At 67.2% G+C, this 12212-nt stretch carries 14 protein-coding genes; 6 read left to right on the plus strand and 8 right to left on the minus strand.

Annotation, left to right across the window (positions count from 1 at the left end; genetic code table 11):
* Positions 1-33: 33 nt before the first annotated feature.
* Positions 34-366, plus strand: coding sequence for a hypothetical protein (locus tag DZC73_RS13895; RefSeq protein ID WP_124540906.1), 333 nt, complete (start codon positions 34-36; stop codon positions 364-366).
* 6 nt (positions 367-372) lie between these two features.
* Here the strand turns inward: DZC73_RS13895 and DZC73_RS13900 are convergent, their stop codons facing one another.
* From DZC73_RS13900 to DZC73_RS13915, 4 genes are all read right to left on the minus strand, one after another.
* The gene (locus DZC73_RS13900; RefSeq protein WP_124540907.1) at positions 373-1509 is read right to left on the minus strand and encodes an FAD-dependent oxidoreductase; all 1137 of its coding nucleotides are present in this window, start codon (positions 1507-1509) and stop codon (positions 373-375) included.
* A 14-nt stretch (positions 1510-1523) separates the two neighbouring features.
* Positions 1524-1865, minus strand: a complete 342-nt coding sequence (locus DZC73_RS13905) for a type II toxin-antitoxin system RelE/ParE family toxin (protein WP_124540908.1) — start codon at positions 1863-1865, stop codon at positions 1524-1526.
* Entirely contained in the window at positions 1862-2113 is a 252-nt protein-coding gene (locus tag DZC73_RS13910) for a type II toxin-antitoxin system ParD family antitoxin (RefSeq protein ID WP_124540909.1), read from the minus strand. The genes DZC73_RS13905 and DZC73_RS13910 overlap by 4 nt, the downstream gene beginning before the upstream one ends.
* A 70-nt stretch (positions 2114-2183) precedes the next feature.
* On the minus strand, positions 2184-2816 hold the full coding sequence (locus DZC73_RS13915) for a LysE family translocator (protein ID WP_124540910.1): 633 nt from the start codon (positions 2814-2816) through the stop codon (positions 2184-2186).
* Positions 2817-2890: 74 nt separating this feature from the next.
* On the opposite strand from DZC73_RS13915, the gene DZC73_RS13920 reads away from it, so the two are divergent.
* On the plus strand, positions 2891-3130 hold the full coding sequence (locus tag DZC73_RS13920) for a GFA family protein (RefSeq protein ID WP_124540911.1): 240 nt from the start codon (positions 2891-2893) through the stop codon (positions 3128-3130).
* On the plus strand, positions 3124-4431 hold the full coding sequence (locus DZC73_RS13925; protein ID WP_124540912.1) for a M20/M25/M40 family metallo-hydrolase: 1308 nt from the start codon (positions 3124-3126) through the stop codon (positions 4429-4431). Before DZC73_RS13920 ends, DZC73_RS13925 begins: the two co-directional genes overlap by 7 nt.
* A 16-nt stretch (positions 4432-4447) precedes the next feature.
* Here the strand turns inward: DZC73_RS13925 and DZC73_RS13930 are convergent, their stop codons facing one another.
* From DZC73_RS13930 to DZC73_RS13945, 4 genes are read right to left on the minus strand one after another with little or no spacing between them, the layout of a single operon-like run.
* Positions 4448-6007 carry an amino acid adenylation domain-containing protein gene (locus DZC73_RS13930; protein WP_124540913.1) on the minus strand — a complete coding sequence of 520 codons (1560 nt, stop codon included), beginning with the start codon at positions 6005-6007 and terminating at the stop codon, positions 4448-4450.
* A complete protein-coding gene (locus DZC73_RS13935) occupies positions 6004-7077 on the minus strand; it encodes a class I SAM-dependent methyltransferase (protein ID WP_124540914.1) in 1074 nt (357 codons plus the stop codon). The genes DZC73_RS13930 and DZC73_RS13935 overlap by 4 nt, the downstream gene beginning before the upstream one ends.
* Positions 7077-7742 carry an acetyltransferase gene (locus DZC73_RS13940; protein ID WP_198414853.1) on the minus strand — a complete coding sequence of 222 codons (666 nt, stop codon included), beginning with the start codon at positions 7740-7742 and terminating at the stop codon, positions 7077-7079. The genes DZC73_RS13935 and DZC73_RS13940 overlap by 1 nt, the downstream gene beginning before the upstream one ends.
* 26 nt (positions 7743-7768) lie before the next feature.
* Positions 7769-8410, minus strand: a complete 642-nt coding sequence (locus tag DZC73_RS13945) for a WbqC family protein (RefSeq protein WP_124540915.1) — start codon at positions 8408-8410, stop codon at positions 7769-7771.
* A gap of 150 nt (positions 8411-8560) precedes the next feature.
* Here DZC73_RS13945 and DZC73_RS29705 point away from each other — a divergent pair, with 150 nt between their 5' ends.
* The 3 genes from DZC73_RS29705 to DZC73_RS13960 all read left to right on the plus strand — a co-directional run bounded on the left by DZC73_RS29705 (position 8561) and on the right by DZC73_RS13960 (position 12147).
* Positions 8561-8959, plus strand: coding sequence for a RidA family protein (locus DZC73_RS29705; RefSeq protein WP_161974581.1), 399 nt, complete (start codon positions 8561-8563; stop codon positions 8957-8959).
* A gap of 84 nt (positions 8960-9043) precedes the next feature.
* Complete coding sequence (creD, locus tag DZC73_RS13955) at positions 9044-10498, plus strand: cell envelope integrity protein CreD (RefSeq protein WP_124540917.1); 1455 nt, start codon at positions 9044-9046, stop codon at positions 10496-10498.
* On the plus strand, positions 10495-12147 hold the full coding sequence (locus DZC73_RS13960; protein WP_124540918.1) for a GMC family oxidoreductase: 1653 nt from the start codon (positions 10495-10497) through the stop codon (positions 12145-12147). The genes creD and DZC73_RS13960 overlap by 4 nt, the downstream gene beginning before the upstream one ends.
* Positions 12148-12212 lie beyond the last annotated feature (65 nt).

Below are 12212 nucleotides of genomic sequence, written 5' to 3' on the forward strand. Positions count from 1 at the left end.
GAGGCGCGGCAAGGGCTCAGCCGTCACACATCCATGCCTCGAAGGGCCAAGCACCGATACAGCGTCTACGTGGTGGAGCTGTCCGACCGGGTCTGGAACGAGCCCAGCTTCCGCAAGGCCAACCCCGACCACCAGCTGGGCAAGCCTTTCGTGTACGTGGGCATGACGGGGCTGGACCCCGACGTGCGCTTCGACAAGCACAAGGCCGGCATCCAGTCCAACCGCTTCGTGCGCGAGTACGGCCTGCGCCTGCTGCCGCCGCTGTACGAGGTCTACAACCCCATGCCCTACGACGGCGCGCGGGACATGGAGGTGGAGCTGGCCATCGGCCTGCGCGAGGCGGGGTATGGCGTGTGGCAGGCCTGAGGTGGTTCAGGCGAACAGGGCAGCCAGGCGCTTGACGGCTTCGTCGGTCAGGGCGCGATCGGGCGTGACGTCCTCGTTGCCGAAGTCGTGTTCGCCTTGCGCCTGCACCAGGATGCCATCTCGCCGAGGCACTACCACGAGGTTGTGGCCGCGGTAGACCAGGCCGTAGTGCGCTTCCGGCTGCGGAATCAACCGTGCGGTCTGGCCGCGGACGGCAACCAATGATTTGTCGTTGAACAAGGCACGGGCGCCGTAGCCGGTGGCATTGACGATGGTTCGCTCGCGCAGCCCGGCCAGCTGCCGCGAGTGCTCGAACTCACGGCCCACGATGTCGCCGCCTTCGCGAAGGAAATCTTCCATCAGCAGGCGCGAATAGGCGGGCAGGTTGAAGGCGAGCTGGGTGAAGCGGCGTACATGCGGCACGTGGAACGGGTGCTGCGAAGGCTCCAGCGTCACGCTGCGCGGACGCAAGTCCCGAACGATGGATTCGATCTCCGGGTATTCGGGCTCACCCTCGCTGGCTGCGAACGGCACGGGTTGGTCGAAGGGCACGTCCGACAGCACATAGCCGTCGTACCACTCCACCGGCTCGCCCGGCAGCCCCAGCAGGCTCTGGTAGACCTTGAACGAAGCCCTCGCCATCGCTTCCCAGCGCTGGAGGAACTGCGGCGTGGCGTGTTCCACCGTGCACAGCCGCGACTCCGGCGTCCACACCCCCGTGGCCGCCGATGAGCGGACTTCAGGCGGCCGGTCCTTGCAGTAGATGCGAACCTTCAAGCCGGCCCGTTGCAGCACCCGCGCCGTGGTCAGCCCGATCGCTCCGCATCCGATGACGGCGACGTGCTTCTCGCGCGTGGCCAGCACCAGCGGCAGCGCCGCCTTGGCCGAACCCCAGGACAGCGACCACCCGCTGCCGCCATGACCGTAGTTGTGGACGATGGCCTTGCCGTGCAGCCGCTCGGCCTCGATGCGCGGACCTTGCGGGCGGAACGGCCGCGTGGCGACGGCGATGTCGATGATGCGGTCGGGCTGGGCGCGGATCGGGGCCAGGGCCGTGGGCGCGGCAAACTCAAGGCCGAATGCGGGAAGGCTGGCCGTGACGCACAGTGCAGCGCTGCCACGCAGAAGACTTCGTCGATGCATGCAGGTGAGGGCTTTCAATGGGAGGTCTTGGCGTCGACGTCCAGCAAGTGAGCCGGGATGTCACGACTCGAGTGCAGGACACGCCAGATATCGATGCGCTGCGGATGCTCCATGTAGAACACGACGTAGGGGAACTTGCGGCATTGCCATGAGCGCAATCCCGGGACATTGAGTTCATGTGCAAATCGTGGGGAGCCAGTCGCAGGCGCGCGTTGGATGTGGCGATACGCCTGCTCCAGGGAATCCACAAAGTTGCTGGCAGAGTGAGGAGCCTCCTCAAGCAGATATTCCAGCGCCGCTACCACGTCCTCCTCCGCCCGTTGCAGGCGAACCAGGGGTTTCAGGCGACTGGTCATTTCTTACGAGGCTTCGCCTCCGACTTCTTGATGCGATTTCGAAGTCCGGCAAAGTACTTGTCATCTGCTTCACCGGCAGGGGCAGAAGCGGCTCCCTCCAGAAGCAAGGCGCGCAGCCGGAGCCGCTCCTGATCCCGACGGATCAAGTCGCGAACGTATTCGCTGGAGGTGCCGTAGCCGGCGGCGGCAACTTGCTGATCGACGAATTCACGCAATGAGTCAGGCAAGGAAATGTTCATCGTGCTCATGAGACAACCGAACAACTGGGTTGGCATATTTTGCCAAAATTTGCCAAGCTTGTGAGCCTGCTCAATGACGCTACGTCGAACTCCGCCGATACAGCGCCAAGGTGCCCGACAGCGCCAGCAGGGCCGCCCCGCAGCACCGGTCCATCCACAGCACGGCACGCCGGTGCAGCAGCCGCATGGCATGTGCGCCCACGGCGGCGTAGATGAACATCACGATGAAATCCAGCCCGGCGAACACCACGCTGATCGTGGCGTACTGCGGCCATTGCGCGGCGCCGGCGTCGATGAACTGCGGCAGCAGGGCCGAGCAGAACAGGTAGCCCTTGGGGTTGGTCACGGCCACGAGAAATGACTTGGCGAACACGGCGCGCGGCGAGGTGTCGGCACTGGCGTCGGATGCCGCGGCCACGTCCAGCCCGCCCTTGGATCGCAGCAGGCGCAGGCCGAGCCAGGCGAGGTAGGCGGCACCGACCCATTTCAGCACCGAGAACCAGAACTCCGAGGCCGCGAGCAAGGCACCCAGGCCCAGCGCGACGGCGCCCACGAGCACGAAGTCGGAGGCTACCGCGCCCAGCATGCCGGGCACCGAGCGCCGCAGGCCGAATCGCGACCCATTGGCCAGCGCGAGCAAGACGGTGGGTCCCGGGGTGGCAATCGCGATGAACGCGACCACGATGAAGGCGACAAGCGTGGTGGTGTGCATGCCGCGGATTGAAGCATGATGCGGACTCTCGTGTCTCGTGCAGGCTGTGAAGTTGACACCGGAGGACATCCCCCATGAAGGTCCAGGGCTCCTGCCATTGCGGCAACGTCCGCTATGAAGCCGAGGTCGAGACCGCCGACAGTGGTGCGAAGCGCGCGCAGGTGTTCTGCGCGAATTGCGGATCGCCCTTGTATACCCATGGGGTGGGCAACACCGAGACTTATGGCTTGCGCGTAGGGTGCATCGAGAGCGCGAGCGCGATTGAACCTGCATCGACCACCCAGACCTTGCCTGGAACCCTCATCCCATGCTGAAAAGAACCGTCGCCGCCACCGCCGCCTTTTTCCTGCTGAACGGCGTTGCTCACGCGCAGCTGTCGGACACCGAACAACGCATCGTCGCCGCCGTCAAGCAGCGCACGCCTGCGGCGCTGGAGTTGCTGGAAAAATCTGTTCGACTGAACAGCGGCACGCTCAATCCCGAAGGTGTGCGCGCCGTCGGCGAGATCTACCGGGCCGAGCTGGATGCGCTGGGCTTCGAGACCCGCTGGATCGACATGCCGCCCGCCATGAAACGCGCAGGGCACCTGGTGGCGACGCACGAGAGCGGCCAGGGCAAGCACGTGCTGCTGCTCGGCCACCTGGACACGGTGTTCGAGAAGGGCAGCGCCGTGCCGCTGTGGGAGCGCCAGGGCGATCGCGTGCGAGGCCAGGGCGTGAACGACATGAAGGGCGGCGACGTCATCATGATCGAGGCGCTGCGCGCGCTCAGGAGCGTGGGTGCCCTGGACCCGGCCCATGTCGAGATCATGTTCACCGGCGACGAGGAACGCACTGGCCATCCGCTGCAGGTGGCGCGCGGCGACATGGTGGCCATGGCCAAGCGTGCCGACTACGCACTGTCCTTCGAGGGCAACAGCAAGCATGAGGGCGTGGACACCGCGGCCATTGCGCGCCGCTCTTCCGGCGGGTGGGTGCTGCGTGTGAAGGGCAAGCCGGCGCATTCCATGGGGGTGTTTTCCGCGCAGTCGGGCTACGGCGCCATCTACGAAGCGGCGCGCATCCTCAATGCCTTCCGGGAGCAGGTGATCGAGCCCAGCCTCACCTTCAATCCTGGCCTCATCGCCGGGGGCACCGACGTCTCGTACGCCGACGACACCGCGACGGCCACCGCCTTCGGCAAGACCAACGTGATCGCCCGCGACGCGGAAGTCCGCGGTGACCTGCGCTACCTCTCACCGGAGCAAGGCGAACGTGCGCGCCAGAAGATGCAGGCGATCGTCTCTACAGGCAACCTGCCGGGCACGTCGGCGACCATCACCTTCAGCGAGACCTACCCGCCGATGCCGCCTACCGACGCGGGCCGCAAGCTGCTCGAGCTCTATTCCAAGGCCAGCCAGGACGCAGGCCTCGGCCGCATCGACACCAACGACCCATCGCTGCGCGGCGCGGGCGACGTGCAGTTCGTGGCGCCCCACACGGTCGGCATCGATGGCCTGGGCGCGCAGGGACGCGGCGCACACACCGACGACGAAGACCTGGAGGTCGCATCCATCGAGCGCGGGACCATCCGTGCGGCCCTGCTGATCTACCGGTTGACGCAGACCGCGCGGTGACGCGGGTAGCCGCCGCTCACGGCAACTCTGCCAGCGCTTTTCGATCCACCTTGCCGTTGCGATTCTTCGGTAGTTCCTGCAGACGAACCACCCGCCGCGGAATCATGTAGTCGGGCAGCGTGCCGCGCAGCTCTTCCCGAACGCGGGCTTCGTCCACGGTGGCATCGCCGGCAACGAACGCCTCGATCTGCCCGAACTCCGCCCTCAGGCGCCGGTAGATCACGCCAGCCTGCGACACATGCGGCAAGGCGCACAAGGCCGCTTCGATTTCTTCCAGCTCGATGCGGTAGCCCATGTGCTTGATCTGGTTGTCGCGCCGCCCGACGAACTCGTACATGCCGCGGTCGTTCAGGCGCACCAGGTCGCCGGTGCGGTACAGGCGCTGCGCATCGTGCGGCTGCAGCGGGTTGCGCACGAAGGCCGCGGCCGTGCGCTCCGGGTCGTTGTAGTAGCCCAGTCCGACCTGCGGTCCGCCCAGCCACAGCTCCCCCACCTCGCCCATGGCCACGGGCACCGAGTCCTCATCGAACACCAGCCCGAAGAAGTCCGGGTTCAAGCGGCCCAGCGGCGCCAGCTTGTCCATGTCCTGCAGGTCGGCTGCGGTCACGCTGTGCGCCGAACAGATGCAGGTGCACTCCGTGGGCCCGTACACATTCACGAAGCCCACCCGCTGCCCATACCGGGCGAACAGCTTGGCCAACTCGCCTTTTGGAAACCCTTCGCCGCCGAACACGAAGCAGCGCAGCGTCGGCAGGCTCTGCGGCTGCAGCGCCTTCATCGTGTTCGCGTAGATCAGCATCGACGGCACCGAGAACCACACGGTGCAGCCGGCCTGCTCCAGGCACCGCACCATGGTCTGTGCATCCCGGGCGGTGGTGCGGTTCACCGCGGCCAGTGAAGCGCCGGTGAACAGCGCGCCGTAGAAGTCGAACACCGAGTTGTCGAAGTACGCGGGATTCAAGCCGCTGAAGACGTCATCCGGCGTGATGTCGAAACGCTGCGCGATCCACTGCACGAAGCGCAGGACCGCGCCGTGCGCAATCACGGCGCCCTTGGGCGTGCCGGTGGAGCCGGAGGTGTACATCAGGTAGGCCGGGTCCGTGCCGGTCACGGCGTCCATGTCTTCGGGCGCAGCGTCGCTCTCGCCCGGCCAGTCCGCCGCACCCTCGCCTTCGAGCACCACCATCGGTGCCTGTGAGTTCGCCGACAGGATGCCGGCATGCGATGCCGGCGCCGTCGCGCACAGGATGAGCGCCGGCCGGGCCATGTCAAGGATCCGCCGCAAGCGCTCCGGCGGATTCGTCTCGTCCAGGTTCACGTAGATGGCGCCCAGCTTGAGGCAGGCCATCATCGCCGCGTAGCCGGCCGCGCTCTTGTCGTGGATCAGGGCGACCACGTCGCCGCGGCGCACGCCATGCCGCAGCCGGAGATGCCGAGCGATCCGGTTCGACATCGCGTCCAGCTGCGCGTGCGTGACGGTGCTGCCATCTGCCAGTCGCAGGGCAACACGCGCACCATGCAGCCTCGCCACATCGGCATAGGCCAGTCCCAGGTTGTGAGGCGATGCCTGGCTCATGCGGCGTGGAGGAACAAGGCCTTGCCCGCGACGAAGGCGCGCGTCCAGCGGCCGGTCTCGCGCAGCAGCTGATCGCCCATGCGCTGCGGCCCGTCGCCATGCGCCCACACGTAGTCGTCGAGGATGAGCCACCCGCCGTGGGCCAGGTGCGGCAGCCACAGCGCACAGTCGCGCGCCACGGCGTCGAAGTCATGGTTGCCGTCGATGTGCAGCACCGCGATGCGCCGTGCATAGCGCGTGGTGCCGAACTCGTCGGACACGACCTCGCCCGCATCGCTGTAGCGCGCATGCCCCAGGTGCGAAGGTTCTCGCAGGTAGTTCAGGTCGCCGCCGCCGCCGAAGGGCAGCAGGTTCAGCAAGAAGCCCTGCACCAGCCGCGAGTGATCGCCCCAGTCGCTGTCGATTTCCTGCAGCGCCCGCGGCGAATCCTTCTGCAGCGCGTGCTCGGCGCTCCACGGGTCCACCACCAGCAGGGGGCCGATGCCCGCGCGCCGCGACAGGGCCAGCAGCGTGAACGCGGTGCGGCCCATCAGCGCGCCGATTTCCACCACGTCGCCACGCGCCTGCAGGTCGGCAAAGATGCCGATCATCGCGGCCAGCTTGTCGATGTCCGACTCGCCGTAGATGCCCATGCCGTGCCTGAGCAGGGCCGCGCTGGCCATGGCGTCCGCGCAGTCGTGGCCATCGGCGCAGGCCTCGATGAAGGGCATCAGCGCCTGGCCCTGCGCCATCGCCTCGCCCACCAGCCGAACCTGGCGCGCGATGGGCGATTCGCCCACCAGCGCGACGCCCTGCACCTGCTGCTCCTTCAGCCAGCGCTCGACGAAGCGATGCACCACCACGACCGGGCATAGGATGCGGTCGATGCCGCGCTCCTTCAGCAAGGCGGCAAGGCGTGGCGTGAAGTCCGCATCGTGGATGAAAGGCAGCGAGACCAGCTCGCCGAAGCGGCGCGTCACCTCCGGCACGGCCACCGAGGCCGCGGCGACCACCGCTTCGCCGCGCCGGCGCGCCTGGGCGATTTCGTCCCAGGCTTCGGGTGTGCTGGCGGGAAAGACGAGGGTGGCCATCAGGTGCGCAGCTTGGAAATCTGCAGGAAGCGCGTGCTGTCCAGCCGCAGCGTGGCCGAATCGGCATCGGCCACCACGCGCTCATCGGGGACGGGCTTGGTCACCAGGGTGCGTGCGCCCAGCAGGCATCGACGCCCGATGCTCACTTCATGTCCCACGGTGGCATTCAGCCCGACGAAGCTGCCCTGCCCGATCACGCTGCTGCCGCCCACCGTGGCGCCCGCGGCGATCCAGCAGTCGTCCTCGACGTGGCTGTGATGCCCGACCGTCACGCCGCTCCACAAGGCGACGTTGCGGCCCAGGCGAGCGCCGGGCTGCACCGTCACGCGGTCGAGGATGAGGCAGTTGTCGCCATGCTGCAGCCCTTGAGGCAACCAGGCCTGTGCGCAGATGTAGCTCGCGAGCCGGTAGCCGCGCTGCCGTGCCTGCTCGCAGCGGTCCGCACGCAGCGCATTGAGGTCGTGGTAGCCGATGCCCACGAACATCTCGAAGCGGTCCGGCGGGAAGTGCCGCTCGATCTCGTCGAAGGGCCACAGCGGCAGGTCCAGGAAGGAAGACCCGCGGCAATGCGCGCGGTCGCAGGTGAAGCCCACCACCGGCCGCGCATCGTCGCGGCTGAAGTAGCCGTGCGCCACCTCGGCGATCTTGCCCGCTCCGAAAATCACGATGCCTTCCATCTCCACCTTTCCGCTCAAGGCCGGGTGCACTGGCGTCGAATGTCGTCGGCGATGCGCCCGGGCGGCTCGCGCAGGAGCCGCTCCAGGACGCTCGAGAAATCGCCCTGCCACTCGGGCAGGAACTGCAACTCTATCCCTTGTGACGAGAAATCGGCAGCGTTGTAGAGGGCCGTGCCGCCGGAGGCGTTGAGGTAGCGGGTGGCCTTGAAGGCCTTCGCGATGGCGAGGATGCGGTCCTGGCCTCGCAGTGCGCCGGGCAATCCCAGCGTGCTGGAGCGCACCGTGTTGAAGGGCATGCCCATCGATGCGCATGCGTGCGCCAGGGTGCGCTCGAGGTAGTCCACCGGTGTGCCGCTGAAGTCGAGCAGCCGCTCGCGCAGTTCGGTGGGGACGGTTGCCAGCGAAGGGAAGCGTCGCATCTGGCGCTCGAAGTCATCGCGCGCGCCGTCGCGGAATTGCAGGTCGCAGATGGCGGTGTCCACATCGGCCGGGGCCAGCGGCAGGGTCAGCCACTGCGGCCGCCCTTGCGCATCAGGCAGCTTGTTGCGATGCACCCAGCCGCGCCGCGGAAACTGCACGCAGTCGTACACCACGAACAAGTCCGTGGCCGCCAGCAGCCGGAAGTAGCCCGCATAGGGCATGAAGTAGGGCTGCATGACAGCGAGGGTGGCGATGACCGGACTCCTTGGCGGGGACGAGCGTCAGGGGCGGAGCTTAGCAATGAAGCGGGGTCATTCGCAGGGGCTTGGCGACGGCGTGGAACTGGAGCAGGATGCCGCGTTTTCCCCTCAGCCACCGTGTCTTCAATGTCACTTCGTTTCGACAACCCCGCCACCGTCCACCCGCCCCTGGGCCTGTACACCCACACCGTGACCGTCCCGGAGGGCACGCAGTTGCTGTACCTCTCGGGCCAGCTCGGCGTGCGGCCCGATGGCTCCACGCCGCCGACGATCGCCGAGCAGGCCGACCAGGTCTTCTCCAACATCGTCACCCTGCTGGATGCGCACGGCCTGCAGCCCACGGACATCATCAAGCTCACCACCTTCATCGTCGCTGGGCAAGACTCGGACGCCGTGCGGGCCGCGCGCCTCAAGCACCTGGGCGCCCATCGCCCGGCGTCGACGGCGGTGTTCGTGTCCGGGTTGATGGACCCGGTGTGGCATGTGGAGGTCGAGGCCGTGGCGGCCAAGAGGACGAGGCCCTAGATCCGCAAGGCCGACTTCACACGGACTTCATGGCCTCTTCACCGGCCGCGCCGACAGTGCGCAGCTTCCCGACTGGAGAGACCCATGAAGATCAACCACTTGCTCGTCAAGGCGGTCGCCGTGGTGGCGATCGTGATGCTGCTGGGCACTGCGCTCAGCCAGATCAACACCCTCGCCGCCGAACGGCAGGGGCGCTTTCGTGAGGCGGTGGCCAGCGTGGAGCAGAGCCTGGCGGGCCGCCAGGCGGTGCTGGGCCCCGCGCTGATCACCTCCTGCACTGAAGAATGGACCACCGAGGTCCAGGAGGGCAAGGTCCGCAAGACCGTTCCTGAAAAGCGTGAATTCACGCTCATCAGCGCACCCCGGCAGTTGTCGGTGAAGGCCAGTGCCGCGATGGAGCCGCGCTATCGGGGCCTCTTCAAGGTCAACACCTACGCCGCACACGCCTCGCTGACGGGGCAATGGAGTTCGTTGAATGCATTGCGCCCCCAACGCGAACACACGGGTTCGAAGCTGAACTGCGCTGCCCCGACGGTGCTGGTGGCCGTGAGCGATGCGCGGGGCATCCGCCAGGCGCAGGTGAAGGTCAACGGCGACGCCTTGTCCGTGGTCTCGGGCACCCAGCACCCGAGCTATCCGCGCGGTTTCCATGCCGACATGGCGCGTGCGCCAGCCGACCTCGATGCGCCCTTGACCGTCGATGTCATGCTCGATCTCGCCGGTACCGCGCAACTGTCGGTTGCCCCGGTGGCGGACGACACGCAGATGAGCCTGAGCTCCGACTGGCCCCACCCGTCCTTCGGAGGCAGTTTCCTGCCCGCCACGCGCCAGGTCCGCGACAACGGCTTCGAGGCCAGCTGGAGGCTGTCGTCCCTGGCAACCACGGCCGTGGCCGACTTCCTCCACGGTGTCCCGCTGTGCGCGTCATCGGGCAACGACAGCGCGGATGACGACGCGCCCTATTCAAGGGCTGCCGCCGCCGCTGTGGCCGCTCGCGACGGGAAGCAGCCCGCAGGCTGCACGGAGACTTTCAGCGTGGCCTTCATCGACCCGGTGAATCCCTACTCCCTGAGCGACCGTGCCATCAAGTACGGGTTGCTGTTCATCGGCCTCACCTTCCTCGCCGTCGGCATGGTCGAAGTGATGCGCCGCCTTCGTGTCCACCCCATCCAGTACCTGCTGGTGGGATCGGCCATCAGCATCTTCTTCCTGCTCCTGCTGAGCCTGTCGGAGCACCTGAGCTTCGACGTGTCCTATGCCGTCGCTGCATCGGCCTGCGTGCTGCTGCTGAGTTTCTACGGCCGCTACCTGCTCGACGGATGGCGTCAGGGCCTCGCCTTCGGTGCGGGCATCGGCCTGCTGTACGGTGCGCTGTACGCCCTCTTGCAGATGGAGCAGACGGCACTGGTCATCGGCTCGGTGCTGCTGTTCGCGGTGCTCGCCGGCGTGATGGTGCTGACCCGCCGCGTCGACTGGTACGGCCTGCTGCAAACCCCAGCCGGCAGCGCGCCGCCTGCCGCGCCACAATCGGCGGCATGAGCGAGCCGACCTACGACTACATCATCTGCGGCGCCGGCACGGCCGGCTGCCTGATGGCCAACCGGCTCAGCGCCGACCCGGGCAAGCGGGTGCTGCTGATCGAGGCCGGCGGGAAGGACGACTACCACTGGATCCACATTCCCGTCGGCTACCTCTATTGCATCGGCAACCCGCGCACGGACTGGCTGTTCTACACCGACGAAGACCCGGGGCTGAACGGCCGCCGCCTGCGCTACCCGCGCGGCAAGGTGCTGGGTGGCTGCTCCAGCATCAACGGCATGATCTACATGCGCGGCCAGGCGCGCGACTACGACCACTGGGGCGCGCTCGGCAACCCCGGCTGGAGCTGGCGCGAATGTTTGCCGGCCTTCATGAAGCACGAGGACTTCTACAAGGGCGCCGATGAATTCCATGCCTCGCCCGGCCATGACCTGACCGGCCGGCGCGAGGGTGGCGAGTGGCGCGTGGAAAAGCAGAGATTGCACTGGGACGTGCTGGACGCCTTCGCGCAAGCCGCGCAGCAGGCCGGCATCCCGCACAGCGAGGACTTCAACCGCGGCGACAACGAGGGCGTGGGCTACTTCCAGGTCAACCAGAAGATGGGCACCCGCTGGAATGCGTCGCGTGGCTTCCTGCGCCCGGCGCTGGACCGCGACAACCTGCAGGTGTGGACGGGGGCGCACATCTCGAAGCTGCTGACCGAGCGCACCGATGCCGGATTGCGCGTGACCGGGGTGGAGGTGCTGCCGCTCGGTGGCGCCGGACCGATGGTCGCCAGGGCCGCGCGCGAGGTCATCCTGTGCACCGGCGCAGTCGGCACGCCGCAGGTGCTGCAGCTGTCGGGCATCGGGCCGGGCGAGGTGCTGCGCCAGCATGGCATCGAGGTGATCCACGACCTGCCCGGCGTCGGCGAGAACCTGCAGGACCACCTGCAGATCCGTTCCGTCTACAGCGTGCAGGGCGTGAAGACGCTCAACACCATGGCGAATTCGTGGTGGGGCAAGGCGCTGATCGGCATGGAGTACGTCATCAAGCGCAGCGGGCCGATGAGCATGGCGCCGTCGCAGCTCGGTGCCTTCACGCGCAGCGATGCGGGCCGGGTGCATGCCAACATCCAGTACCACGTGCAGCCGCTGTCGCTCGATGCCTTCGGCGAACCGCTGCACGGCTACGACGCCTTCACCGCCAGCGTGTGCAACCTCAATCCGACGAGCCGGGGCACGGTGCGCATCCGCACGCCGCACCCGAACGACGCGCCCAGCATCCGCGCCAACTACCTCAGCACCGAAGACGATAGGCGCGTGGCGGCCGATTCGCTGCGGGTCACGCGACGCATCGTCTCGCAGGACGCGATGCGCAAGTACCAGCCCAAGGAAGTGAAGCCCGGCGTGCAGTTCCAGACCGACGAGGAACTGGCCAAGCTGGCCGGCGACATCGGCACCACCATCTTCCATCCCGTGGGCACGGCGAAAATGGGTCCGGCAAGCGACCCGATGGCGGTGGTCGATGCGCGCCTGAAGGTCCACGGCGTGCAGGGCCTTCGCGTGGTGGACGCGAGCATCATGCCCACCATCACCAGTGGCAACACCAACTCACCCACGCTGATGATCGCCGAGCGCGCGGCGCAGTGGATTCGTGACGAGACCTGAGGTCGGCGAGGCTTATGCGCCCAGCAGACAAGCCTCGAACAATTCCTTCGTTCACGCACGCGCTC

The organism is Rhizobacter terrae (assembly GCF_003852895.1).
GTDB classification, from domain to species: Bacteria; Pseudomonadota; Gammaproteobacteria; order Burkholderiales; family Burkholderiaceae_C; genus Albitalea; species Albitalea terrae.

Coding starts and splice junctions, on each gene's coding strand:
- DZC73_RS13915 (WP_124540910.1), bottom strand. CDS start 2,816: ATGCACACCACCACGCTTGTCGCCTTCATCGTGGTCGCGTTCATCGCG.
- DZC73_RS13925 (WP_124540912.1), top strand. CDS start 3,124: ATGCTGAAAAGAACCGTCGCCGCCACCGCCGCCTTTTTCCTGCTGAAC.
- DZC73_RS13935 (WP_124540914.1), bottom strand. CDS start 7,077: ATGGCCACCCTCGTCTTTCCCGCCAGCACACCCGAAGCCTGGGACGAA.
- DZC73_RS13905 (WP_124540908.1), bottom strand. CDS start 1,865: ATGACCAGTCGCCTGAAACCCCTGGTTCGCCTGCAACGGGCGGAGGAG.
- DZC73_RS13930 (WP_124540913.1), bottom strand. CDS start 6,007: ATGAGCCAGGCATCGCCTCACAACCTGGGACTGGCCTATGCCGATGTG.
- DZC73_RS13960 (WP_124540918.1), top strand. CDS start 10,495: ATGAGCGAGCCGACCTACGACTACATCATCTGCGGCGCCGGCACGGCC.
- DZC73_RS13895 (WP_124540906.1), top strand. CDS start 34: ATGCCTCGAAGGGCCAAGCACCGATACAGCGTCTACGTGGTGGAGCTG.
- DZC73_RS13945 (WP_124540915.1), bottom strand. CDS start 8,410: ATGCAGCCCTACTTCATGCCCTATGCGGGCTACTTCCGGCTGCTGGCG.
- DZC73_RS13910 (WP_124540909.1), bottom strand. CDS start 2,113: ATGAGCACGATGAACATTTCCTTGCCTGACTCATTGCGTGAATTCGTC.
- creD (WP_124540917.1), top strand. CDS start 9,044: ATGAAGATCAACCACTTGCTCGTCAAGGCGGTCGCCGTGGTGGCGATC.
- DZC73_RS13900 (WP_124540907.1), bottom strand. CDS start 1,509: ATGCATCGACGAAGTCTTCTGCGTGGCAGCGCTGCACTGTGCGTCACG.
- DZC73_RS13920 (WP_124540911.1), top strand. CDS start 2,891: ATGAAGGTCCAGGGCTCCTGCCATTGCGGCAACGTCCGCTATGAAGCC.
- DZC73_RS29705 (WP_161974581.1), top strand. CDS start 8,561: ATGTCACTTCGTTTCGACAACCCCGCCACCGTCCACCCGCCCCTGGGC.